At 66.2% G+C, this 24,657-nt stretch carries 22 protein-coding genes and 1 pseudogene; 7 read left to right on the top strand and 16 right to left on the bottom strand.

Going from position 1 to position 24,657, the window contains the following annotated elements:
* Nucleotides 1-8: 8 nt before the first annotated feature.
* The 4 genes from OJA40_RS08505 to OJA40_RS08490 form a co-directional block, all read right to left on the bottom strand.
* On the bottom strand, nucleotides 9-2,486 hold the full coding sequence (locus OJA40_RS08505; protein ID WP_263809400.1) for a TolC family protein: 2,478 nt from the start codon (nucleotides 2,484-2,486) through the stop codon (nucleotides 9-11).
* A 130-nt stretch (nucleotides 2,487-2,616) separates the two neighbouring features.
* Nucleotides 2,617-3,246 carry a TetR/AcrR family transcriptional regulator gene (locus tag OJA40_RS08500; RefSeq protein WP_208427234.1) on the bottom strand — a complete coding sequence of 210 codons (630 nt, stop codon included), beginning with the start codon at nucleotides 3,244-3,246 and terminating at the stop codon, nucleotides 2,617-2,619.
* A gap of 220 nt (nucleotides 3,247-3,466) precedes the next feature.
* A complete protein-coding gene (locus tag OJA40_RS08495; RefSeq protein ID WP_208427231.1) occupies nucleotides 3,467-4,105 on the bottom strand; it encodes a porin family protein in 639 nt (212 codons plus the stop codon).
* 431 nt (nucleotides 4,106-4,536) lie between these two features.
* Nucleotides 4,537-4,776 carry a hypothetical protein gene (locus OJA40_RS08490; protein ID WP_263810314.1) on the bottom strand — a complete coding sequence of 80 codons (240 nt, stop codon included), beginning with the start codon at nucleotides 4,774-4,776 and terminating at the stop codon, nucleotides 4,537-4,539.
* 464 nt (nucleotides 4,777-5,240) lie between these two features.
* Here OJA40_RS08490 and OJA40_RS08485 point away from each other — a divergent pair, with 464 nt between their 5' ends.
* From OJA40_RS08485 to OJA40_RS08465, 5 genes are all read left to right on the top strand, one after another.
* The gene (locus OJA40_RS08485; protein ID WP_263810313.1) at nucleotides 5,241-8,009 is read left to right on the top strand and encodes a bifunctional transaldolase/phosoglucose isomerase; all 2,769 of its coding nucleotides are present in this window, start codon (nucleotides 5,241-5,243) and stop codon (nucleotides 8,007-8,009) included.
* Nucleotides 8,010-8,151: 142 nt separating this feature from the next.
* A complete protein-coding gene (gnd, locus tag OJA40_RS08480; protein WP_263810312.1) occupies nucleotides 8,152-9,063 on the top strand; it encodes a phosphogluconate dehydrogenase (NAD(+)-dependent, decarboxylating) in 912 nt (303 codons plus the stop codon).
* 75 nt (nucleotides 9,064-9,138) lie between these two features.
* On the top strand, nucleotides 9,139-10,653 hold the full coding sequence (gene zwf / locus OJA40_RS08475) for a glucose-6-phosphate dehydrogenase (RefSeq protein ID WP_263810311.1): 1,515 nt from the start codon (nucleotides 9,139-9,141) through the stop codon (nucleotides 10,651-10,653).
* Nucleotides 10,654-10,703: 50 nt separating this feature from the next.
* On the top strand, nucleotides 10,704-12,137 hold the full coding sequence (locus OJA40_RS08470) for a mercuric reductase (protein WP_263810310.1): 1,434 nt from the start codon (nucleotides 10,704-10,706) through the stop codon (nucleotides 12,135-12,137).
* Nucleotides 12,138-12,174: 37 nt separating this feature from the next.
* A complete protein-coding gene (locus tag OJA40_RS08465) occupies nucleotides 12,175-13,119 on the top strand; it encodes a hypothetical protein (RefSeq protein WP_263810309.1) in 945 nt (314 codons plus the stop codon).
* Nucleotides 13,120-13,128: 9 nt separating this feature from the next.
* Here the strand turns inward: OJA40_RS08465 and OJA40_RS08460 are convergent, their stop codons facing one another.
* Nucleotides 13,129-15,093 carry a hybrid sensor histidine kinase/response regulator transcription factor gene (locus OJA40_RS08460; protein ID WP_263810308.1) on the bottom strand — a complete coding sequence of 655 codons (1,965 nt, stop codon included), beginning with the start codon at nucleotides 15,091-15,093 and terminating at the stop codon, nucleotides 13,129-13,131.
* A gap of 589 nt (nucleotides 15,094-15,682) precedes the next feature.
* Between OJA40_RS08460 and glgP the strand changes: the two genes are divergently transcribed.
* Nucleotides 15,683-17,728, top strand: coding sequence for an alpha-glucan family phosphorylase (glgP, locus tag OJA40_RS08455; RefSeq protein ID WP_263809717.1), 2,046 nt, complete (start codon nucleotides 15,683-15,685; stop codon nucleotides 17,726-17,728).
* 515 nt (nucleotides 17,729-18,243) lie between these two features.
* Here glgP and OJA40_RS08450 read toward each other — a convergent pair.
* From OJA40_RS08450 to OJA40_RS08400, 11 genes and pseudogenes are all read right to left on the bottom strand, one after another.
* Nucleotides 18,244-18,432, bottom strand: coding sequence for a PIN domain-containing protein (locus OJA40_RS08450; protein ID WP_208426865.1), 189 nt, complete (start codon nucleotides 18,430-18,432; stop codon nucleotides 18,244-18,246).
* Nucleotides 18,429-18,644: a UPF0175 family protein gene (locus OJA40_RS08445; protein ID WP_263809718.1), complete on the bottom strand. Its 216-nt coding sequence runs from the start codon at nucleotides 18,642-18,644 to the stop codon at nucleotides 18,429-18,431. The genes OJA40_RS08450 and OJA40_RS08445 overlap by 4 nt, the downstream gene beginning before the upstream one ends.
* A 309-nt stretch (nucleotides 18,645-18,953) precedes the next feature.
* The gene (locus tag OJA40_RS08440; RefSeq protein ID WP_208426864.1) at nucleotides 18,954-19,214 is read right to left on the bottom strand and encodes a DUF4160 domain-containing protein; all 261 of its coding nucleotides are present in this window, start codon (nucleotides 19,212-19,214) and stop codon (nucleotides 18,954-18,956) included.
* Complete coding sequence (locus OJA40_RS08435) at nucleotides 19,207-19,488, bottom strand: DUF2442 domain-containing protein (protein ID WP_208426863.1); 282 nt, start codon at nucleotides 19,486-19,488, stop codon at nucleotides 19,207-19,209. The genes OJA40_RS08440 and OJA40_RS08435 overlap by 8 nt, the downstream gene beginning before the upstream one ends.
* A gap of 190 nt (nucleotides 19,489-19,678) precedes the next feature.
* Entirely contained in the window at nucleotides 19,679-20,050 is a 372-nt protein-coding gene (locus OJA40_RS08430) for a type II toxin-antitoxin system VapC family toxin (protein ID WP_208426862.1), read from the bottom strand.
* Nucleotides 20,051-20,055: 5 nt separating this feature from the next.
* Nucleotides 20,056-20,313 (bottom strand): hypothetical protein, encoded by a 258-nt coding sequence (locus tag OJA40_RS08425; RefSeq protein WP_208426861.1) that lies wholly within the window; start codon nucleotides 20,311-20,313, stop codon nucleotides 20,056-20,058.
* Nucleotides 20,314-20,569: 256 nt separating this feature from the next.
* A pseudogene (locus OJA40_RS08420) lies at nucleotides 20,570-20,821 on the bottom strand (HepT-like ribonuclease domain-containing protein); the annotation flags it as partial.
* Nucleotides 20,822-20,897: 76 nt separating this feature from the next.
* On the bottom strand, nucleotides 20,898-21,212 hold the full coding sequence (locus OJA40_RS08415) for a nucleotidyltransferase family protein (protein WP_208426859.1): 315 nt from the start codon (nucleotides 21,210-21,212) through the stop codon (nucleotides 20,898-20,900).
* 560 nt (nucleotides 21,213-21,772) lie between these two features.
* Nucleotides 21,773-22,192, bottom strand: a complete 420-nt coding sequence (locus OJA40_RS08410) for a hypothetical protein (RefSeq protein WP_208426858.1) — start codon at nucleotides 22,190-22,192, stop codon at nucleotides 21,773-21,775.
* A 180-nt stretch (nucleotides 22,193-22,372) separates the two neighbouring features.
* The gene (locus OJA40_RS08405) at nucleotides 22,373-22,807 is read right to left on the bottom strand and encodes a hypothetical protein (RefSeq protein ID WP_208426857.1); all 435 of its coding nucleotides are present in this window, start codon (nucleotides 22,805-22,807) and stop codon (nucleotides 22,373-22,375) included.
* Nucleotides 22,808-22,978: 171 nt separating this feature from the next.
* A complete protein-coding gene (locus OJA40_RS08400) occupies nucleotides 22,979-23,335 on the bottom strand; it encodes a hypothetical protein (RefSeq protein WP_208426856.1) in 357 nt (118 codons plus the stop codon).
* Nucleotides 23,336-23,653: 318 nt separating this feature from the next.
* Between OJA40_RS08400 and OJA40_RS08395 the strand changes: the two genes are divergently transcribed.
* Nucleotides 23,654-24,643, top strand: a complete 990-nt coding sequence (locus OJA40_RS08395; protein ID WP_263809699.1) for an integron integrase — start codon at nucleotides 23,654-23,656, stop codon at nucleotides 24,641-24,643.
* Nucleotides 24,644-24,657: the final 14 nt, after the last annotated feature.

The raw sequence follows: 24,657 nt of genomic DNA, 5'->3' as shown, positions 1-24,657 counted from the left end.
CGGGTCCCCTACCGCCTCCCGTCCATGAAGGCACGGAGGCGCTCGCGGACGGCCGTCCGCTCGTCGGCGGTCTGGAGGGGCCCGATGCGCGCGATGGCCCGCTCGGTCTGCAGGAGACGGAGCAGGAACGAATAGCGGGCGTCGACCTCCGCCAGGCGGGCATTGAGGACCGCCTCCTGCGCGTCGAGAAGATCGAGCACGTCGGCCGCGCCGGCGGTGTAGGAGTCCTGGACGAGGTCGATCGTCTCCTGGGCCGTGCGCCGGCCGGCCTCCGCCTCCCGCAGACTGAGGTAGCCGGACGTGGCCTGCTCGGTTCGCGCCCGGATGCGTTCCTCGAGGCTGGAGCGGACCTCCCGGCGCTGGGCCTTCAGTTGGCTGAGCCGGGCGCGCCCCCGCTCAATCTGCCCGTCGCGCTTGAGGCCCGTAAAGAGCGGCAGGCTGAGGGAGAGGCCCACGTTCCAGGTGGTGTTGGGGGCCTGCGGGAGGGCCGCCCCGCCCGGGGGGCCCCCGGGTAGGGACAGCGACTCGGTGCCCGCCCCGCCCTCCAGCGCACGGCTGTTGAGCTGCCCCTCCAGGGCCACGGTGGGCGCCCAGTACGACTGTTGCCCCGCCTCGACGCCCCGCTGGGCCGCCGCGATCTGTTCGTCGAGCGCCTGCAGTTCAGGGGCGCTCGACAGTCCCTCCTCCAGCAGAAAGTCGGTGAGCCGCTGGCGGGCGGCCGACGTGTGGCCGTACGCCGCAAAGACCGACTCCGGAAGCGTCAGGATGGAATCGGAGGGGGACAGCCCGGCCACCCCCACCAGCTCGTCGGGGGACCGGGCCAGCACCTGCGCAAGGCGGGTCCGGGCCACCTCAACCCGCGACTCGGCATCGAGGACCGTGCGCCGGGCCTGAGCCACCTGGGTCTTGAAGCGCAGCACCTGCTGGCGGCCCACCTGCCCGGACTCCCGGCGGGCCCGGGCAAGCGACAGGTTCTCGCGGCTGAGGGCAAGGTCGCCCCGGCGGACCTGGGCCAGGGCGCGGGCCTGCAGGACCGACACGTAGGCCCTCGACACCTGAAGCGCAAGGTCCTGCTCGGAGCGTTCCACCTCGGCCGCGTCGGCCGCCTGCTGGCGCTTCGCGATCGCCAGGTCGCCCCACTCTTGGGGAGAAAACAGGGTCTGCGAGAACGACACCGACCCGCTCAGCGTCCGCTCGGGCTGGGCCCCGAAGCTGGCGGCGGCCTGGTCGGCGTCCACCTGCTGCGCCCGCGCCCCGACTCGCACCTGCGGGAGCAGGTCGCCCCGCTCGACCCGCACGTCCTCGCGCGCGGCCTCCAGCCCCGACCGCCGGGCCTCCAGCCCGTCATTCGCGCCGATGCCCCGGCGCACCGCCTGCGCGTAGGTGATCGAGTCCGTGGGCGCCGGGGCGGGCGTGCCGGTCAGGGTCACCCGCAGGCGCAGGGCATCCGGCACGGAGAGGCCGAGCCGGCGGGCCGTCGCCTCGTTGACGTAGGGGGTGCGCGGGGACGGAAGCGCCACGGCGAGCGACCCGGGGGCCGCGCCCCGGAGCACGTCGGCGGCGTGCAGGGCCGTGCGTCGGGGAACGGGATCGACGGACGGCGCGGACGCCGTCGCGAGCGCCCCCCGGTCCACGAGTTCACGCCCCCGATGGACGGCCGCGGGAATTTGTCGCGCACGCAGGCCCGAGATCAAACGGTCCCGCTCTACTGAGGAGAGCGGCAGGGGCGTTGCCAGGTAGGCCGCGTCCGTGCCGGCGGGCAGGGCCTCCAGCGTGGCCTCGGCCGTGGAGCGCACCGGCACCACCCGCCAGTTCGCGTCCGACGAATCCTGCCGGCCGAGCCGGCGGCGCATCCGGTCGGCGAGCGCGGGCGCCGCCTCCAGCATGCGGGCCGGCACCAGCAGCGCCGGGGCCGAGGCCGGCGTCAGGGACCGCAACAGGGCCATGTTCTCACGCACCAGATCCGGCTCGGTGACGTACGTCAAATTCGCCGCGCCGCTGGCGTCCCCCGCCCTCGGCACCCCCTGAAGGCTCGGGGCCAGAACGTGGGCGGCCACCACCGGTACGTCCGGCCTGGACGTCGTGGCCAGTCGATGAGAGGCCGATAGCCCCACGGCGACGACGATCGTGGGGCCCGTCTCGCCGCTCAACAGGCGCTTCAGATCCGCATTGCCTCCCGTGTCCAGGACTCGACGGTACGCCTCCGGAAACTGCACCCGGCGCTCCGGGCGCATGAGCGATCGCAGTTCTCGCCGAATGGCATTTGCGGCCCGTCGGTGCGCCTGCGAGGAGTCGCCGAGCACGATCCCCACGGTTGCCTCCTCGCCGGGCGCAGACTGGGCCGCCGCGGGCTGGGGCGGACGGGCTGCCATTCCGAGCAGCCCCCCCAGAAGGGCCATCGCGAGGCCCTGGGCCCAGGACCGACGGGCCACGTCGGCAAACCAGCGGTTGACACACAGGCGAGCCGCGAACGTCGAGGAATCCATGTGGAAACAGTAGACATTAGCGATGACGGACACCGGCACCCGACTGGAAATGCCGTGCCGGAGCAGGAAAATGCGATACCAAATACCACGCCCCTTCAGGGGGGCGCACTCACGCGCAGCGGCGGATCGTTTAGCCGGTTCTGGGGTCCACCGACGCCTTCGTGTAGGCGGCCCAGAGCATCTCGAACGACTGGTCGATCAGTTCCTCGTCCAGTTCCGGGCCGTCGTTGAGGTGCTCCTGCACCAGGTGGGTCACCGTTCCGATGAAAAACGACCCGTACACCGACTGCGGGAGGTCGGGGAAGAGCCCCTGTTCTATTCCATCCTGGTGGATTTCCTGGAATGGGGACCGCAGGTCTTCGGGCTGGGCGCGCTGGGCCCGTCGGAGGTAGGCCGACGACTCGTACTGCAGGATGAACCGGTAGAGCCGGGGGCACTCCATGTAGTTCCGGATGACGGCCCGCCAGGTCGTCCGGAGGCGGTCCCGCACCGAGGCGTCTTCGTCGAAGCCCATCTCCATGATCGACTCGTGGGCCGCGGCACGCGCCTCCGCGTACAACTGGTCGACAAGGTCCTCTTTGCCGTCGAAGTACCGGTAGATGGTCCCCGCCCCCACGCCTGCGGCCTCCGCAATCTCCGACATGGAGGTGCCGTGGAATCCCTGCTCGTCGAACAGGTGAAGGCCGGCCCCGAGAATATCGCCGCGTTTGCCCTGTGTGTCTTCGATTGGCCTGGTCGGTGGTTTGGAATGAACGTTCATTCCGGTAACCCAGGCCGCCATCGGGCGTTTCGCTGCGTCCCTCTATTCACATAGGGCTCGCCCCTCCTTTATCCCATCTCCACTCCCCCGTCGGCGCCCGGGGGCCCCAATCGGAACATTTTCCCCAAGCCCCCACCGCCAAAATAAAAAGGACCGCCCCCCGCGAAGGGGACGGCCCTTTGGCGTCCACTCGGGACGCGGCGTCAGCCAGAGACTGAGGTTAGATGTCGAAGCGCAGGCTCAGCGTGCCGGTGAAGGCACTCGTCCGAACGTCTTCGAAGTTGTTGGCGTCCCCCAGGTTGGCAAGCCCGAGGTTGTACCGCCCGTCGACCGCAATCTCGCTGAGCGGGCCCTTGTTCAGCGCGTAGGCAATCTCTCCGCCCACGACGCCGCTAAAGTCCACGTCGGTGAAGCTGTCGTCGGCGTCATTGCCGTTGCCCAATTCGCTGTTCGTAATGAATCCAAGGGCCGGCCCGACGTACAGGCGCGGGGTGACCGGCGCCGTCGGGGCGCTGAGCTTCAGCAGGACCGGAATTTCGATGACGTCCTGGCGAACACGAATGTCGTCAAATCGACCGGACTCGTCGAAGTGGTTCTTCGTGCCGCGCCGGGAGTAGAGGACCTCCGGCTGGACGGAGAAGATATCATTGACCTGGTAGTTCAGGAAGACCCCGCCGGTGAAGCCCGGCCGAAAGTCATTAGACGCCACATCGTCGCCGTAAAAGGTCGCCTGCGTGACGCCGCCCCGGACGCCGAGGTCGATGGGCGACTGGGCCTGGCTCGTCATCGGCAGGGCGAGGCCCAGCAGGAGGGCGAGGGTTGCGATTGAGGCTGTGAGTTTCGATGTTGCGGTTTGCATGATCTACAAATGGTTGTTGTGCTGTGGATCGTGTGGCACAGGGGTGCTGCGACGGATAGGGTGGTGCCGTCGGTCGCAGTGCCGCCTGTGTTTTCTTTTTGCCTGTGTTTTCTTTTTGCTCATCCTGCGCCGGGGCGTTTGCGTCGGCGCACGCGCACACCGCAGACGGCCCCGGTCAAAACGCGGGGCGAACACCAAGCCCAGGGCGGGCGGTGTCTTTTCTTTGCGTGCTTTCGGTCTGCGCTGTGTTTCTGAATGAACGTTCATTCCGGTAATCTGTGGGGCGGTATGTCGTTCCCCCACCCCCCGGACTTCACGGGGTTTCCCATCGCCTCTCACAATCCCTTCGGCAAGTTTCCCCCAGGCAGCCTTCTCCGCCCTCCCCTCCCCATCGTCGAAAGTGGGCCTTCGAGAGACAAAACGCCCCGGGCTCAGCCCACTGGCGCGTCCGCCGACGGCCTGGCGCTCGTCCCCGGGGCCCGTTTCTCGTCCTCGGGCCCGTTCTCATCCTCCACGTTGTCCCTCCAGCCCGGGAGGCGCAGGGCATGGGGCGGGCCGCCGGGGAGGAGAAACGCCGGCAGCACCGGCGCGAAGGCGGCGACGTAGGCGAAGGCCTCGTTTCGAGCGAACCGAAACGCCTGCCCCCGCACCGGACGGCCCGGCTCCCCCACTCCCAAAGTCCCGGGACGAGATCCGAGCCCCCGAACCCGACGACACTGGCAACAAGACGATTGGGGGCAGGAGGGCATCAGGTCCTCAAGCGGGCCCATCGCATCCGCGGGGTGTTGCACAATCACAACGATCCCGCCCACGCCGGAGCCGTTTTTGGACCGCACATGCGGATTGCGACCGGACCGTCGTGGTGGCCAAGACGGCCCTTCGGGATCCGGGACGCGGCGTAACGCTGCTCTTCGGTTCGGGACGAAAGGGCCGTTCCTGGAACGACGTCAGCCAAAGCGGTCATCGGCCGGGCACCGACACGAGGATACGGGAAAGGACCCCACTCGCACCTCGGACGTAATGCGTTTTGGGCATTGATTGAAGAAAATTTTGCCGCGAGACGGGGGCGCAGGCCCCCCGGTACGTCCACACAGTTCGCCCTGTCGTTTCCGCACGAACAAGCCGACCCCGCCCCATGCCAACCGCCCAAACTGCCGACACCCCGACCCGCGCCGTCCGCGCCGAGGGCCAGTCCCTTTGGCTCGACTACATCCGCCGCAGCCTCATGGAGAGCGGCCAGCTTCAGCGGCTCGTCGACGAGGATGCCCTCCGGGGCCTCACCTCCAACCCCGCCATCTTCGAGAAGGCCATCGGCGGGAGCAGCGAGTACGACGACGCCATCACCGCGTTCTTGACGGAAGATCCCTCAATGGACGCCGCCACCATCTACGAGCGGCTGGCGGTGGAGGACATTCGCCGCGCCGCCGACACGCTGCGGCCGGTCTACGAGGAGACCGGCGTCGACGGCGTCGTGAGCCTCGAGGTGTCGCCCCACCTCGCCCACGACACCGAGGGCACCATCGCGGAGGCGCGCCGCCTCTGGGACGCCGTGAACCGGCCCAACCTCATGATCAAGGTGCCGGCCACCGATGAGGGCATTCCCGCGATCGAGCAGCTGCTGAGCGAGGGGATCAATGTCAACGTCACCCTCATGTTTTCGCTCGACCACTACGAAAAGGTGGCCCAGGCCTACCTGCGGGGGCTCCGCCGGGCCGACGACCCGAGCGGCATCGTCTCGGTGGCCTCCTTCTTCGTGAGCCGCGTGGCGCGGGAGGTCGACCACCGGCTCGACGAGCGCGGCCTGACCGACGCGGTCGACTTCGACGGCAGCGACGTGGCCATCGCCAACGCCAGGATGGCCTATCGTCGCTTCGAGGAGATCTTCCACGGCGACGACTTTGCCGACCTGCGCGAGCAGGGCGCCTTCGTGCAGCGCCCCCTCTGGGCCTCCACCAGCACCAAGGACCCGACGCGCTCGGACGTGCTGTACGTGGAATCGCTCATCGGGGAAGAGACGGTCAACACGATCCCGCCCGACACGCTCGATGCCTTCCGCGACCACGGCACCGTCCACGGCCAGACGGTGACCGACGGCCTCGACCGGGCCGAGGAGGTGCTCGCGCAGCTTGCGGACGCCGGCATCGACCTTGACGACGTCACCGAGACGCTCCAGGCCCGCGGCGTGGAGAAGTTCGCCACTCCGTTCGACGACCTGATGGACGCGCTCGACGAGAAGCGTGAGGCGATCACCGCCCACCTGCCCGACCCGATCTCGCTGCACCTGCACGAGCACGAGGCGGCCGTGGCGGAGCGCCTGGACGCCTGGCGCGAGGACGACTTTGCGTGCCGGATGTGGCGCCGCGACCCGACCCTTTGGGCCGACGAGGACACGCCCGAGATCACGAACCGCCTCGGCTGGCTCGACCTGCCGGAGTCGATGCAGGAGCAGGCCGAGGAGATCACGGCCTTCGCCGAGGACGTGCACGCCGACGTCGACGACGTGGTGGTTCTCGGCATGGGCGGTTCCAGCCTCGCCCCGGACGTCTTCAGCAAAGTGTTCGACCCGGCGGACGGCTGCCCGGACGTCACGGTGCTCGACAGCACCCACCCCGACGCCGTCACGGCCCTCGCCGACGACCTGGCCCTGGAGCGCACCCTTTTCGTCGTCGCCAGCAAGTCGGGCACCACCACCGAGACCCTGTCGTTCTTCCGCTACTTCTGGGACCGGGTTGCGGGCGTTACCGACACGCCCGGGGATCACTTCGTGGCGACCACGGATCCGGGCTCGAACCTGGAGGAGATCGCCGAGGGCCGCGACTTTCGCGCCGTCTTCCGCGCCCCCCCCGACGTGGGCGGCCGCTACTCGGCCCTCACGCCCTTCGGCCTCGTGCCGGCGGCCCTGATGGGCGTCGACATTGAGCAGCTGCTGGATCGGGCCTGGGCCGCGGAGGCCGGCTCGGACTTCTGCGTGGAGGCGCCCAACAACTCGGGCCTGGAGCTCGGCGCCGCCCTCGGCGAGCTGGCCACGGCGGGCCGTGACAAGGTCACGTTCTTTACCTCGCCGACGCTGGAGAGCTTCCCGGCGTGGCAGGAGCAGCTCATCGCCGAGAGCACCGGCAAGGACGACACCGGCATCGTGCCCGTCGCCGACGAGCCGCTGGCCGACCCGGGCGCCTACGGCGACGACCGCGTCTTCGTCTACTTCTACCTCCACGGGGAGCAGGACCGGGACACGATCGAGACCCTCAGCGCGCTCGACGAGGCCGGCCACCCCGTCATCAGCGTCCGGCTCGACGACCGCTACGACCTCGCCCGCGAGATGTACCGGTGGGAGATGGGCGTCGCCGCGGCCGGGGCGGTGCTCGGCATCCACCCCTTCAACCAGCCGAACGTGGAGGCCGCCAAGCGCCTCGCCCGCGAGGCAATGCAGGCCGAGCACGGCGCCGGCAGCGACACACACACCGTCGCGGCCGACGATCACGACGTCCTGGAGCGGGAGCTGGCCGACTGGCTCGACGCGGCCGACGAGACGGGCTACCTCGGCGTACAGGCCTACCTGGCCCCGTCCGACGAGACGACCGCGGCCCTCACCGACCTCGTCACGGCGCTGCGCGATGCGACCGGCTGTGCCACCACGCTCGGCTACGGCCCGCGCTTCCTCCACTCCACCGGCCAGCTGCACAAGGGCGGCCCGCCGAACGGGCTCTTCCTCCAGCTCGTGGACGCCCCGTCCGGCGAGGCGCCCGTGCCGGAGGCCGACTACACGTTCGCGGAGCTGATCGCGGCCCAGGCCGCCGGCGACCATCAGGCCCTCCGGGAGGCGGACCGGACCGTGCTCCGGGTGCAGGTGGACGTCTCCGGGCTCGGTCGGGTCGTCGACGCGGTTGCGGCGCGGGGCGCGTAAGGCGTGAAACGGGATGACGTGATTCGTGGCTGTCCATTCTGGGTGCCTCACGCATCACCCCTCACGCATCACGTTCTTTCCGAATCGGACGCCGCCTAGCGCCACGTACTGCTCTTTTACACGAACAACGCTTCCCTCTTCTATGACACTCGGAATGATCGGACTCGGCAAGATGGGCGCGAACATGGGCCGGCGCCTGATGCGCGACGGCCACGAGGTCGTCGGCTTCGACCTCGACGAGAGCGCCGTGCAGGCCCTTGAGGACGACGGCGCGACGGGGGCCCCCGCCCTTGAGGGCCTCGTCGACGAGCTTGAGCCCCCACGCGTCTGCTGGATGATGGTGCCGGCGGGCGACGCCGTGGACGCCACCCTGGGCGACCTGCTGCCCCACCTCGACGAGGGCGACATCGTCGTGGACGGCGGCAACTCGAACTACAAGGACACGCTCCGCCGCGCCGGGCGCGCGGAGGAGCACCGCGTCCACTACGTCGACGTGGGCACCTCCGGCGGCGTGTGGGGCCTAGAGGAGGGCTACAGCATGATGGTGGGCGGTCCGGACGCGGCCGTCGACCAGCTGCGGCCCGCCCTCACCACCCTCGCGCCCGGCCCCGACAAGGGCTGGGGCCACATGGGCGACGTCGGCTCGGGCCACTTCGTCAAGATGGTGCACAACGGCATCGAGTACGGCGTGATGCAGGCCTACGCCGAGGGGTTCGACATCATGAAGTCGAAGGAGAAATTCGACCTCGACCTGCAGCAGGTGGCCGAGACGTGGCGGTTCGGGAGCGTGGTGCGCTCCTGGCTGCTCGACCTCACGGCCCGCGCGCTGGAGGAGGGCCAGGACCTGTCGGGCATCGAACCCTGGGTCGACGACAGCGGGGAGGGCCGCTGGACGGTGAAGGAGGCGATCGACCTCGACGTGCCGGCGCCCGTCATCACCGACGCGCTCATCTCGCGCCTCGACTCGCGGGTGGAGGACTCCTACACCCACAAGCTCCTCGCCGCCATGCGCAACCAGTTTGGCGGGCACGACGTCAAATCCAGCGACGAGTGATGTCGTCCAGACGCCGAATGGGGACGGCTCTCGTTCCCGCGATCCCGTTCGTACCTCGACACGCGCACTCCGGATATGTCTCAGATTGACCCCCACCTCTTCGTCATCTTCGGGGCCACCGGCGACCTCACGAAGCGGAAGCTGATCCCGGCCCTCTACCACTTGATGCAGGACGCAGACGTGGCCCGGCGGTGCGTCGTGCTGGGCGCGGCCCGGTCGGACTGGACCGACGAGCGGTTTCGGGAGGCCGCCCGGACGGCCCTCCGCGAGCAGGGCTACGCGGAGGAGACGGTGGACGCCTGGTGCACCCGAAACTTGCACTACCAGTGCCTCGGGCCCGAGGGAAACGACTACGAGGGGCTGCGTGAGCGTGTAGAACAGCTGGAGCGGCACCGCAACCTGACCGGCAACCGGGTCTTCTACTTCTCCCTCCCACCCAGCATCTACACCCAGGCCATTGAGGGGCTCGGGGCGGTCGGCCTGAACACGAGTTCGGGCTGGAGCCGCGTCGTCGTGGAGAAGCCGTTCGGCCACGACCTCGACTCGGCACAGCGCCTCAACGAGCGGGTCCACCAGCACTTCGACGAGGACCAGGTGTACCGCATCGACCACTACCTGGGCAAGGAGACCGTCCAGAACCTCATGGCCTTCCGGTTCGGGAATGCCCTCTTCGAGTCGATGTGGAACCGGGAGCACATCGATCGGGTGGAGATCACGGTCGCCGAGCCGCTCGGGGTGGGCGGGCGGGCCGGCTACTACGACCAGTCCGGCCATGTGCGCGACATGGTCCAGAACCACCTCACCCAGCTCCTGTCGTTGGTGGCGATGGAGCCGCCCGCCAGCATGGACGCCGACGCCATCCGCGACGAGAAGGTGAAGGTTCTGAACGCGGTGCAGCAGCCCGACCCCAGGGCCGACGTCGCCCTCGGGCAGTACCGGGCGGGCACGATGGGGGGCGAGCCGGTGCCCGGCTACCGGGACGAGCCGGACGTGCCGGCGGATTCCGACACCGAGACGTTCGCCGCGATGCGCCTGAATGTGGCCAACTGGCGGTGGCAGGGCGTGCCCTTTTTCCTGCGGACGGGCAAGCGGCTGCCCCGCAAGCTCACCCAGATCGCCGTGCGCTTCCAGAGCGCGCCGGTGTCGCTCTTCCAGGCGGACGAGGGGCCGTGTGTGCCACGGGACGCCGACTGTGAAGCCGCCCCGAACGAGCTGCTGATCACGCTGCAGCCGGACGAGGGGTTCGACCTGCGCTTCGAGGTGAAGGCCCCCGGCAACAGCGACGACGGCTCGATGCCCCTGGAGACGCAGCAGCTCAGCTTTTCCTACCAGGACGCGTTCGGTCCCGTCCCCGACGCCTACGAGACGCTCCTGCGCGACATCATCGTCGGGGACCCCACGCTCTTCGTCCGGGCCGACGAGGTGGAGGCCTCGTGGCAACTCTATACGCCCCTCCTGGAGACGGACCTCCCGGTGCATTCCTACGAGGCGGGCACGTGGGGCCCCGACGCGGTAGACCGCCTCCTCCCCACCTGGACCTCGACCGGCCGCACCCGATCTCATCGGGCCGAGGCGACCTCCGCCTCGTAGCCCGCGCCCGGCTGCTCCTCGCTTCCCTCAGCCCTCGACCGCTTCCCAAAATGACAGATCCAGTCTCCTACGACCTCATCGTCATCGGCGCCGGCCAGGGCGGCGGGCCCCTCGCCGGCACCGTCGCCGAAGCCGGCCACGACGTCGCCCTCCTCGAACGGAGGCACGTGGGGGGCACGTGTGTCAACCGGGGCTGCACGCCCACCAAGACCATGATCGCCAGCGCCCGCGTGGCACACCTCGCCCGCCGCGCCGGGGACTACGGCGTGGAGACCGGCGACGTGAGCGTCGACCTGCAGGCCGTACGCCAACGCAAGCGCGACATCGTCGGCATGTTTCGGTCGGGAAGCCGAAGCAGCATCGAAGAAAAAGACACCCTGGACCTCATTGAGGGCGACGGCCGGTTCGTCGACCCGAACACCGTGGAGGTTGCGCTCAACGGCGACGTCGATGACGGCGGGCCCCGCGCCCTCACGGCGGACCGCATTGTGATCAACACCGGCACCCGTCCCGCCATTCCGCCCATCGACGGGCTCGATGCGGTAGACTTCCTGACCTCGACCTCCATCATGGAGCTGGGCGCGGTGCCGGGCCACCTGCTCATCCTCGGCGGCGGGTACATCGGGCTCGAGTTCGGGCAGATGTTCCGGCGGTTCGGGGCGGAGGTGACGATTATCGATCGGGGCGAGCACGTCCTCGGCCGTGAGGACGCCGACGTGGCCGGGGCGCTTGAAGATATTCTGCGGGAGGACGGGATCCGTCTCCTCAACGAGACGAGCATGACGGCCGTCGAGGAGGCGGGCGGCACGATCACGGCGCACCTGGAGGGGGACGACGCCCCGGCCCGCATCACGGGCGATGAGCTCCTGGTGGCCGCGGGCCGGCGCCCGAACACCGACGCGCTGAACCCAGGCGCGGCGGGCGTGGCGACCACCGAGCAGGGCTACGTGCAGGTTGACGCCCGGCTCGCCACCACCGCCGACGGCATCTACGCAATCGGGGACGTGACCGGCGGCCCCGCCTTCACGCACGTCTCCTACGACGACTACCGCGTGCTCCAGGACCACTGGCTCCACGGTGGGGACCGCACCACCGAGGACCGCCTCATCGCCTACACCCTCTTCACCGACCCGCAGCTCGGCCGCGTGGGCCTGACCGAGAAGGCGGCCCGGAGCCGCGGCCTCGACGTGACGGTGGCGCAGATGCCGATGACCCGCGTGGCCCGCGCCCTGGAGGTCGACGAGACGCGCGGCCTCATGAAGGCGGTCATCGACTCGACGACAAACCGGCTCCTCGGCGCCGCCGTCCTTGGCATTGAGGGCGGAGAGGTGATGTCGGTCCTGCAGACGGCGATGATGGGGGACCTGCCGGTCGGCCGCCTCCGGGCTGCCCCCTTCGCCCACCCCACGCTGGCCGAATCGCTCAACAACCTCTTTGCGGGCCTCGACCTCGGCCCCGCCGCGGAGCGGCGGGCAGACGGGTGACCCATCTCTCTTCTTCTCTCGTCCTCCTGGTACCCTCATGCCACTTCGTCCCCTTCCCCTCGCCCCGCCCCACCGCCTCGTCATGGGGGGCGTGCTCCTGCTCGTCGTCGCGCTCGGGGTGACGGGCTGCGGCACCGGAGACTCGTCGTCGTCCCCGGCGGCAAACGTCGTGCCCGAGGACGAGGTGGAGCGGCGGGTTGCGGACGCCCGGAACCGGCTTTCCCAGAACGAGGGCGGGCAGCGCCTCCTCCGGGCCATCGAGGCCCACGGCGGGCTCCCGGCGTGGCACCGGGCCCCGACCAGCTCCTACACCTGGACCTACGCCAACGAAGGGGCCGACCTCCGCTTCAAATCCTTTCTCGTCGTCCACAACCGCACGCGCCGCGCCTACCACGACCTCTTGGCGGTGGGGGCGTACGACGACGCCCGGCCGGTGGACGCCCGCTTTGCCTGGACCGGGGAGCGGGCGTGGATCGCGCCGGCCTCCCTCGAGCGCCCCAACCCGCGCTTCTGGGCACTGACCGGCTTCTACTTCCAGCAGATCCCGTTCGTCCTGGCCGACCCCGGCGCCCGGTACGAGGCCCTCCCGGACGACTCGATCGACGGCACGCCCCACGACATGGTGCGGGTCACGTTTGGAAAGAACGTGGGCGACTCGCCCGACGATACGTACGTCCTCTACCTCGACAAGGAGACCGGACGGGTCGACGCCATCCGGTACACGGTAAGCTACGGGCGCGAGGTGGGGGCCGACGCGGACCTCCCCCAGACGTTTTTCGACTATCAGGACTACGTGACCGTCGACGGCCTGACGGTGCCCACTCGGTTCGAGGGCTACGCGTACGACGAGGACGACGGGCCCGGCGATACGCTCCGCAATGAGGCCGTCGCCGACAGCATTTCGTACCGCCGCTCGTTCGACGCGTCAAAGCTGGAGCCGCCGGAAAACGCGCGGGTTGTATCGCTTCCGGGCGAGACGTAAGGTGCGACGCTACGCGGCCGCGCCCTCGCCCCGGTACTGCGACGGCGGCACGCCGAACGCCTCCCGGAACGAGCGGGAGAAGTAGGACTGGCTGTTGAAGCCGACCGCGTAGGCCACCTCTCCGATCGTCACGTCCGCCCGCTCCTGGAGCAGCCGCGCCCCCGCCTCCAGCCGACGGTGGCGAATGAGCTGCACCGGCGTGCGGTCGTACATCGCCTTCATCCGACGCCGCAGTTGGGAGGCGCTCAGGGCCGTCGCCGCCGCCAGCTCCGACACGCCGAAGTCCGGATCGGTGAGGCGCTCCGCGATGGCCTCCTCGATTCGATCGCGCAACGGCGCCGCCTCGGCGGTCGGGGGAAGTGCTTCCTTCGCCTTCTCGGCCCCGTTGCCCGCCTCGTCCGGAGAATGCCGAGACTCCTCCCCCGCCGTCCCCGCGTCTCGGAACGACTCCCGCAGCGTCCGCCGCGTGGCGATCAGGTTCTCGATGCGTGCAATCAGCGCCTCCGGCTCGAAGGGCTTGGTGAGATACGCATCGGCGCCCACGTCCAGGCCCTCCACCTTGTCCTCCAGGTCGGCCCGCGCGGTGAGGAACACCACCGGTACGTGGTCGATGTCGGGGTCCTGCTTGATCTTCCGGCACAGCTCGAACCCGTCCACCTCCGGCATCATCACGTCGCTGATCACCAGGTCCGGCAGCAGCGTCCGGGCCAGGGTGTACCCCTCCGCCCCATCGTGGGCCTCCTCCACCCGGTACTCCGGCTCCAGGTGGGTCCGCACGAGGGTACAGACCACCGAGTTGTCGTCGATGACCAGCACGGTCGTCCGGTCCTCGTCCGGCGACGCGGCGGGCGCCTCCGGGGCCGGAGCGGAAGCGTCTGCCCGGCCGGCCAGCGCCTCGCGGGAGAGCGCCAGGGGATCGTGGCCGAGGCCGTCGTCCGGCGCCGCAGTCCCTGTGTCGCCCGAGGATGGCCCCGCATTCGCGCCCGACGCGGGCCTCTCGCAGCCGGGGGGGCACCGGGGCAGCCGGACGGCGTACCGCACCGTGCCGTCGGCCGCCGGGTCGACCTGCAGGGCGCCCCCGTGCAGGGTCGCCAACTCGTCCACGAGGCGCAGCCCGAGCCGCGTGCTGATGCGGTCCGGCGTCCGGAAGGACGGCTCATCGCGGGTCCCCCACAGATCGTCCTCCGCGGGCGGATGCCCCTGCGTCCCTGCATGCTCGACGACGAGTTCGAGGCCGTCCGTCTCGGGTTCGGCGGCCGGCGGGGCGGCACACGGGCGGACGGTCACCCGAATCGTCCCGTCCTCCCCTGCGGCCTGGAAGGCGCTGGAGAGCAGGTTCGCGAGCATCGTCTCCATCTTTGCCTCGTCAAACCGGGCGGTCGGATTGTCGAGTGCCGACTCGAAGTGGAGGTGCACGTTGCGACGCTCGGCAAGGCCCTCGAAGGACCGAACGCCCTGGACCACGACCGACGGCAGGCGGCCGTCGGTGGGCGTGAGGGACGTGCGGCCGGTCTCCAGTTCCGCCAGGTCCAGCAGCTGGTTCACGAGCCACAAGAGGCGCGTCCCGTTCCGCTCCGCGAGGCGGAGTTGCATCCGCACCTCGTCGCCGAGGGGCCCGTGGCGGCCCTCCAGGAGGGTGTCGATGGGACCGAGGGTGAGGGTCAGCGGGCGCCGAAACGCGTGGCTGATCTCTTCGAGGAACTGGGACTTGGCCGCACGCATCTCTTCGAGCGTCTCGATCCGGTCGGTGGCCGTGTCGAGCGCCTCCCGAGCCGCGTCCCGGTCGTTGCGCGCCGCGTCGATGCGGGCCGCCGCCCGTCGGCGCGCCCGGCGCAGGCGACGCCCGTGCAGGAGCACCATCGCCCCGATTCCGCCCCCGGCGAGCAGCACACCGCCCCACCCAACTGCGGCCGCCCCCGCCAGGCGTCCGGCCACCAGCCCCCCGAGCCCGAAGAGGGCGGCGCCCACAGCCATTCCCCAGGGGCCCGCCCACGCTCGAACAGCGGGGCCGTCGGAATCAGCCGAGGGGGGAGCAGTCATGACGACAGTCGGGCTTGGGCGCGAGTGAGCGGTTCGCCGGCGCGCAGATGTGTGTCCGGTCGCCGGCAGATGGATAAAGCGGGACGATGGGTGGCAACACAGAGAAAAACGTGTGCCAACGCGCCCCCGCCCGATTCGGGCGGGGCCGTCAACGGCGGTTCTCTCCCACGCGCCCCCCAGGCGTTGCGGCCAGAAACGGTATGCGGAGCCGGAGCTGTGTAGAAACGAAACTTTTTCCCTCCTTCATTTCCTCTTGCCCCCGCGTACGTCGTTTTCACCAGGGCCCCGCGGACACTTTCCCGCGTCGCCCGGTTCATAGCAGTCGGGGTGCCCGTCCAGGCGACTGGCTTTTTGTGTCGAAGCCGCTCCTTCTGCATTGGGGGGTCATTAGATTTTCACGCCAGGCACTTGGCAAATCCGTCCCGCACTGCGACCCTTGTACGTAGGGTGTCTTTGGGTCCCCCAGTGTATCCGCAACACGCCACGTCTGCTCATCGTCCTTCCTTCTATGTCTTTCGGCCACATGACGTCGCGCGACAAGCTCGAGTCCATCGCCACCAACCTCTGGTGGACCTGGACCCCCGACGCCCGTTCTCTCTTCCGACGCCTCAATCCCGAGGTATACCGGGCGTCGGACGACAACCCTCGGGCCGCCCTCGCGACGGCCAAGGACGAGGTGCTCAACGATTCGTCCTTCCAGGACGATGTCGACGTGGTCTACCAGCGCTACCGGGACTACATGGAGCGGACGCCGCAGGTGGAGGACGCCCCCGAAACGGCGTACTTCTGCATGGAGTACGGCCTCCACGAGAGCATGCCGCTCTACTCGGGCGGCCTCGGCGTGCTGGCCGGCGACCACTCGAAGGCCGCCTCCGATCTGGGCCTGCCCTTCACGGGCATCGGCCTCTTCCTGCGGGAGGGCTACTTCCGACAGTCGTTCGACGCCGACGGCTGGCAGGAGGCCACGTATCCGGTGCTCGACCCGGCCAAGCACCCCGTCTCGCTTGTTTCGGAGGGCGGCGGCGATCCGTTGACCGTCACGGTGCCCATCGGCACCCACGAGCTTGCGGTGCGCGCCTGGAAGGTGGCGCTGGGGCACACCGACCTGTACCTGCTCGACACGGACTTCGACGCCAACCCGGACGAGTACCGGCCCCTCACGCGCCGGCTCTACCAGGGGGGCGACCACGAGCGCATCCGCCAGGAGATCGTCCTCGGCATCGGGGGGCTCCGCATGCTGCGGGCCCTGGACGGGACGCCCGACGTGTACCACGCCAACGAAGGCCACTGCGCGTTCCTCATGCTGGAGCTGCTGCGCGAGCGGCTTGCGGCGGGCGACGACGTTGCCGAGGCCGAGACGTGGGTACGCGACCGGAGCGTCTTTACCACCCACACGCCGGTGATGGCCGGGCACGACCACTTCGACCCCGACCTCTTCTCGGAGGCCATGGCCGGATTCCGGGACGAAATTCACCTCAGCACCCACGACCTGCTCGGCTACGGCCGCGTCCACCCGGACGACCACGCGGAGACCTTCACGATGACCGTCCTCGGCCTCAAGCTGTCCCGGGCGGCCAATGGGGTGTCGGAGCTGAACGGCCACGTGGCGCGCCAGCAGTGGGAGGCCCTCTACCCGGACCGCCCGCTCGACGAGGTCCCCATCGACGCGATCACGAACGGCGTCCACCTGCCCACGTGGACGGCCGGGCCGGCCCGCGACTTCTTCGCCGACCACATCCACGTCGACCTCACGGAGGCACAGGACCCGGACGACTGGACCGATCTCGCGGACCTAAGCGACGAGACGCTCTGGGACTTCCGGTGTTCGCTCCGCGAACGCCTGCTCCACTACGTCGCGGAGAAGGTGCAGGAGCAAAGCCTCCCGATGCACCCCGACCTCGACCCCGAGGCCCTCACCATCGGCTTCGCGCGCCGCTTCGCCACCTACAAGCGCGCCCCGCTCCTCTTTCGGGATCGGGAGCGCGCCCGGGCCCTCTTTTCCGATGCGGACCGCCCGCTGCAGATTCTCTACGCGGGCAAGGCCCACCCCGACGACGACGCCGGCAAGGAGTTCATTCGGCGCATCTACGCCCTCAGTCAGGAAGCAGGCTTTGAGGGAAAGGTCGTCTTCCTGGAGAACTACGACATGGAGATGGGCCGCATGCTCACGTCCGGCTGCGACGTGTGGCTCAACAACCCGCGCCGCCCGCTGGAGGCCTCCGGCACGAGCGGCCAGAAGGTGGCCGCGCACGGCGGGCTCAACCTGAGCGTGCTCGACGGCTGGTGGCCCGAGGGCTACAACGGCCGCAACGGCTGGGCCATCGGGCCGGAGCCGACCGGCGACTACGGCACGGCCGACCCCGAGGTGCAGGACGAACAGGACGCCGCCTCGCTTTATCGGCAGCTCGAAGAGGGCGTCCTTCCCACCTTCTACACCCGCAACGACGACGGCCTGCCCACCGACTGGATCGACATGATGCGCGAGGCGATGACGGGCGTGCCGGCCCCCTTCAGCGCCAAGCGCATGGTCCTCGACTACGTGGAGGAGATGTACCGACACGACGGGTGAGCGAGATCGCAGTCCCCGCCGTGCCGCCGGACGCTGCGATGACCACCCCGCGTACGGCGCCTGCCATCCGCGGCACGACACCGGATGCGACACTGCAGGGACAACTGCGGCGGGGATCGTTGGCTGCCGTGCAGGCGTGAACGCGTGCGGGCTCTGTCGCACCGAGGGCGGCGCTCAAACCGTCCCCTGCATCTGTCTGTAGCCTGCGCTGCGGCCCCGAGGTCGCCAACCACAGAGAGACAGCGCCGCCCGAAAACGGCATCAGCCCGGGTCCAGAACAGCATCAGCCCGGGTTCAGATGCGGTGATGGGCTATCGCGCCATCTTGGATCACATCTCCCCCTTGACGTCCTCGAATGCGCTCCTTCACCGGCTCCATCACGGGCACCAGATCCGCAAACCGATTGCCCCGTGGCCGGAGAACGACAATCCCGAGCCCAGTCTGTGATCGGTTTCGCTGATACGGAATCCCCCCATCCGTCGTGAGAAACACGTCGAATTCCGCCGCGGCCGCTCTCAATCGAAATGACGGAGGTACGCGCCTTTCGTCTCGAACTGTCCGGCAACCAATTCATCCATGACCGCTGGCGGAACCAGAAGCCGGGCGTAGAGCCGACCGATGAAGCGATAGCCGCCCGTGATCTTCTCTAGCGAGATGAGCGGACCGGTGTCACAGACGATCTGCCGTAGAGGGGATGTGCTCACGCGTTTAGCTCCGTCTCGATGTTCTCATCGGAGTCGACGAGAATCGAAAACCCATAGCGCGGAAGCATCTCCTCAAAGGCACGGCGCGTCATGCCGAGAATCTGGCGGGCTTCGTGGCCAGACAGCTTGCCGTTACTGTATAGAGTGGCTACGAGCGCTTCTTTGGCATACCGCTCGTCGACCTCGAGATCGGGGCGATCCGGAAGATCGATTGCGACTTTCGTAGATGATTGAGGCCAGTACAGGAGACTTGTACCTCACTGATACGACGCACGAAGCCTGGCTGTTCGTGACGAGGTATAACGACGGAGATTAGCTGCGGAGGGCAGCGGGTCCGCTAAATAGAACTGAGACCTCTAACTGACTGCGCCCCAAGAAGTGTTTGCCCGATCGCGCAGTCACTCTCGACTACAGAAATCGATCCTGCCGGCCCGACGCCGAACGATCACGGCCTCGGCTCTCCGTCAGCTATATCGCGGGGTTATAGCACCCTCAATGAGGACAACCGTTCTTCCTATGACCTATTCGAGCGGCTCGATCTTGCCTGTCGGCTCCAGATTTTTCGTCCGCTTCCAGACCTCCCGCAACTCTGCGCGATGCTTTCCGGCCCATTCGTAGACCAATCCGAGAGCACGACTCGGAAGCTCTCCCGCGATCACGTCCAGAGTGTCAATCGAAATCAGCGCCTCATCCCCTCCATACTCCGCATGGAAATGCGGCGGATTGTGATCGTCATAGTACATCTTGATCCGCACGCCGTAGAAGCGACAGAGCTCAGGCATGAGCCGTGGACTTCAGATTCGGGAATGCCTCCTCTGGGGATTTGCCCGTCAGCTTCAGGTATGTCGCATCCGGGCAGAGCTCGACCTCCTCGCTCCACCGAATCGCACCATCTTCCGCGACCCTCACGTTTTTCCACTCCTGCTCATCGTCCCAGAGTGTGAACACACCCTGACCAGCAAGATGCGAAAGATCCACTTCTCCTTCTTCCCCGTCGGCATAGCGGATCCAGATGCGATACCCAGAAAGGGCCTTGACCTCCAGCGGCTCGAACATAGGGCTGGAAACGTTTGATGAGCAAGACTAAATAACCAACGCAATAGCTCAAAGCCACGTTTCCAGCCGCCATAACGGCTGAACTCTGCCGCGACGGGCACGAAAAGTTACGCAACCTGCATCGGAGGCGTTACCGCCGGAAGTTCGCCCCTGCCCGTCGTCGGCAGCAGTGGTGGGTTATACAGCCGCCTTACGACTTGTTAGCAAGCGGATCCACGACGTCCAAATCCTCGACCCATGCAAAGTCTTCTGTATTGTGGGTAGCTAGTGGCACGCCGTGACTGAGCGCCGTTCCAGCGATAAGCGCATCGCCAAGTGACATGCGGCGCTGCTGGCGGAGTCGAATCGCTTCGGCGATGGCCGAGTGTGACACCGGAAGCACGCCGGCCGCCTTGAAGAACTCCTCTAAAAACTGTTTCTCCTGCCCAGTGAGCTCGTGGTAGCCCAACGTTTCCACTTTGCTGATTACCGATACGGAAGGAACCTCACGAGCGATAAAGTCGCGGAGCGCCCCATGCTCAGGTCGCGCTGCATAGATAATCAGGTTACTGTCGAGAAGCATATGTGCTAGCGGTTACGACCGGGAAGCGGACGATCTTCCCGAATCGTACGTTGCCACGCGCTTGGATCCTCAATCTCGCTGAACGCGCCAGAATCCGCCAGTTTGGAGAGCGCGTCGGCCATCTGCTGGCCCCGCTCCTCCTTTGCGGTCTCCTCCTCAAGCACGGTGACGTGGACGCGCAGCGGACGATCGGCAGCCGGCACGTCTTCTCCCGCCCATCGGACGCGGTCGCCTTCAAGAATGCCTTCGTAGGTTCGAAGCATAGCGCTTGGCTCGCCGGGTGATGAGATGTATTCCGTACTTTCAACTCGTCACCGCGACAAAAAGTTTGTGGCTGTATAACGATCGAGTTGAGGTGCGGAGGGGCGGGAAACACCAAACAGAACTCACTCGGGCCAAGTTACAACGTCGGCTGCAGTTTCTATTCTCCGGCGTTGCCCTTCCCGATCATAGAAGTCGTCCCTTCCAACAGGCCTCGATCAATGACGGCCTCAGCCCTCCGTTACCTCTAGCGCAGGGTTATGCTGCATCCTGGTCTTCAAGAATTCTGTTGACCGCCTCTCTCAATTTCGGAGCCTTCTCGGTTGCCACATCCCATACAATCTCGTAATCTACTCCGAAATACCCGTGGATGAGTTGGTCACGCATCCCAGCCATCGCTCGCCATTCGATGTCCGGATGCTGCTCTCGAAATTCGGTTGAGAGGTTCTTTGTGGCCTCTCCGATCACCTCAATGCTACGCACAAATGCTCGCTTCAATGTCTCGTTGTCCGAGAAGTCGTCTCAGCTATGCTCGCGGCTGGCCTCTCCCAAATAACAGGCTTCATCTCGGATGTGCCGAAGATATTCAGTCTCCGATCTCGACATACTCGACGTTTTGCAGAATGTGGGGACCGATATGAGGACTAAGCGCTTCGCGCGTCACCAATTCCACCGACCGACCGAGTTCTTCTTCCAACAAAAACGAGACGGCCATGAAGTTGTCAAAGGACTTTGCTCCCGGCATAAACTCAACCAAAAGATCCACGTCGCTCTCGGGGTCGGACTCGCCTCGCTGAAATGAGCCGAATAAGCCCAGACGCTGCACGCCGAGCCGACGCAGATCGCCTCGGTGGCGGCGCAGGTGCCCAATCAGATCTTGTTTGGTTTGAACGGTAGCCATAGGAATAGAGAAAACCGATGCTACCCGCGGATGTTGCCACGCAGCATAACGGTCGAGTTCACCTGCCCCGGCCCTTCCGGCGTGAGCGCTATCCAGTCGGCAGAAACGTCTGACGAAGCTGCGGCACAGGAAAAAGGCGGTACGCGAGGGGTCAGGTGCAACGCTGGGTTATGAGGCCTCAGGCGCTTCCTCATGATGCAGTTCGCAGCTCTTCTTTTTCTGATTCCACATCCAAGTGCCGAACGCAATTCCGCTCACGGCCCAGACGATCAAAAATATCGCAACTTCCGCCAGTGAGGTAAATCTTGGAAGGTGCACACCAGGTGGAAACAGCTCTATCGATTTGGCGATCAGGCCCGTGGGATACCCCCAGAGGAAAACACCGCGAAAAAGAATAAACCTCCATCTACTTTCTTTTCCCATTTGTGCTGCTGCCTACTTTTTTACTAAAAAGAACTCGTAACGGGTTAGCTCACCGGCGAAAAGTCACGGCATCAAGTATGGGCAAGGCAGAGAAAACGCTCGACGGGTGAAATAAGCAAACTCGCCTCTGCTTTTCGTCAGGTGAAGCGGGTGTTATGACGCGATGTTTGAGTGCTCTCTTCACTGCTGAGATTATAAATCGTGTGGATGACTAGCATGCTGAGACCTATCCCGGATAGAGCGACTCCTCCTTTCATCAATACCGCAACAGACTGCTCCATCTCTGCAGTTCCCATCGTCCATTGAACCATTCCCCGTGCGATTGGCCCCAGGGCCACCATGAGTAGCAAAATGCCGCTTACAATACTCCGGTGATAAAGCCCTCGAGCGAACACAAGCACCACGACAGCGCCAACCCCGTAGCCAATCAGAGTCCCAAGGCTGAAACCAATAGGAAGGATCCAGCCAGCACCCCCTGTCAGGAGAAGCAATCCGGCAAAGACACATCCAGCGAACCAGACACGCTGCAGAGGCTTGCTGTTCGAACGAAACTTCATACCAAAAGGAGAGAGCTATTCTAAATATCGTAGAGCGGCATAACGTATAGCTCACCTGCGAGTGGGCGTTACGGCGTGAGTGCTTCACGAAGTCGCCAACCGTCTGTCGTGGCCACGACGACACAGAAAGAACCAACGCTACTCGTCAGGTGCAGCGTTGGGTTATTGCGACCCTACGTCTCATTCATCTTCTACCTCCACTGCCTTCGTTAACCTTTCTTCCTTTGGCAGCGGCTCACCTTCCGTATCGGTCACGTCAAACTCGAATCGATACGTTCCCGAAGCATAATCGCTTCCAAACCAGACGAGCGTGTCAGAATACACTTCTCCCGCACCGATGCGCACAGGGGTATGAGTCAACGCGTGTGTACACGTCGCTCCGTCGTAGGGTTGTCCCTCAGGACTTCCGCGGTAAAGTGCCGTTCCACATCGGTCGTACAGTACAGCCTGCGAATAATTGTTTTCGAAGCGTGCCACCACTCTTTCGGTTGAGTAGACTTGCTGATCGGTAGTGATGCTCAACTTCCTCTCCGAATCACTGGTGGTACCGCTGCCGAAATCGCAGCCGCTGGCGAGAAAGGCAACAGCAACACACAGTGGGACAACGGTTCTCATATCATGTACCTCGTGTGTGGTTGAAGGATATCGACTTACTGTCGGGTCGCTATAACGATATAACTCAGCCGCGCTGGTAGTGGTGCCTTCCGAAAGGAGCAGGCAAGTCGACCTCGGTCGAAGCGAGCACCCGCCCAGCGTCGGCTGTAGTGGAGGGTTATGCACATTTCTCTACCTTGACCTGTCCTGCGCACCCTCCTGAAGCTCGCGGACCTTTCGCGGCGCCTTCAAAAATAGAATGCGGACGGCCAGTCCTCCCTCCGCAATATTGGCAACCACAACGGCTACGATAATGGCTGCCGTTGTGTCGAAAGAGAACCACGTGATAAAGAATCCCAACCATATCGCGGTCGACCAGTAGAAAAACGGTAATGTGCAAGCAACTACCCTTTGTTGTTCCTCTTCCGGCAACGCGTCGTATGCCGCCTGATTCGGCATATTGACGTGAGCGGGAAAGCGCTGTATCCACCACGCTGCTCCATAAAACAGTGCGGCGCTGAGAATGGGGAAGAGGGGAAGAATGCTCATCCGCGCCGGAAGCAGCCCGGCATAAGCTCCTCCTCCGAGACCCATGCAGACTGCGAAGAGAACGACATTTACAGCATGCGCCCGGCTCTTTCTCATTTTCTCCTACCCTGTGTGCATAACCTATAATTATATCAAGGTGCTCGACATAGGCACATCTTCAACCCCGTAACCCATTGAACCATTGCTGGTTACGCGAGATGCTCTGTGCATATGTCAAACGGATACGACTGGCGGAATATGTCAACTTCCTTGATATATTGAATATTGGCGACCTTATTGTCAAGCCATACGCTCTGACCGGAGTCTCTTTCCTCGGCCATGCCTGGGCCCGCCCCCCACGCCCCCAAGCTCCTCGACCGGGTACGACAGGTCTGCCAGCGCCGCCAGTACAGCTACCATACGGAGAAGGCGTACGTGCGCTGGGTCATCCGCTTCGTCCGCTTTCACGACACCACCCATCCCCGCCACCTCAACGAGGATGACATCCGGGCCTTCCTGTCCCACCTCGCGTCGGAGCGCAACGTGGCGGCCTCCACCCAGAACCAGGCCCTCAATGCGCTGGTGTTCCTCTACGAACAGGTGCTCGGGGTCGAGCTCGGCGACCTCGGGCCGCTCGACCGCGCCGACCGCCCCAAACGCCTCCCCACGGTGCTCTCCCGCGAGGAGGTACGGCGCCTCTTTGCGACCCTGCCCCCCGGTCCGAACCGACTCATTGCTCATCTTCTCTACGGCAGTGGCCTGCGCCTCTCGGAAGCCCTGCGCCTCCGGGTGAAGGCGCTCGACTTTGACGGGGGCCGCGTCCACGTGCGGGACGGGAAGGGCGGAAAGGACCGCACGACCGTACTCCCCGAGCGCCTGCACGCCCCCCTCCAGCGCTATCTCAAAAAGGTGAGGGCCCAGCACGAGACGGACTGTGTGGAGGGCGTCGGGAGCGTGTATCTGCCCGACGCGATTGCGGAGAAGTACCCGAACGCAGCGACCGAGTGGCGGTGGCAGTACGTCTTCCCCTCCCCCCGGCTGTCGGACGACCCGCGCAGTGGGGCTGTGCGCCGCCACCACCGGTCCGATTCGGCCGTGCAGCGCGCCGTCAAGAACGCCGCCGACGCGGCAGACATCGAGAAGCACGCCACCTGCCATACCCTCCGGCATTCGTTCGCCACCCACCTGCTGCGAGACGGCACCGACGTGCGCACCATTCAGCGACTGCTGGGCCATGAGCAGCTGCGCACCACCATGCAGTACGTCCACGTTCTGGAACAGAGCGGCGAGGGCGTGACGAGCCCACTCGACACTCTCAATGCAAATTAGGGGACACACTCCTG

The organism is Salinibacter pepae (assembly GCF_947077775.1).
Lineage (GTDB): Bacteria > Bacteroidota > Rhodothermia > Rhodothermales > Salinibacteraceae > Salinibacter > Salinibacter pepae.
The sequence above is the reverse complement of the archived record's forward strand: the minus strand, read 5'-3'. Positions and strand labels throughout refer to the sequence as shown.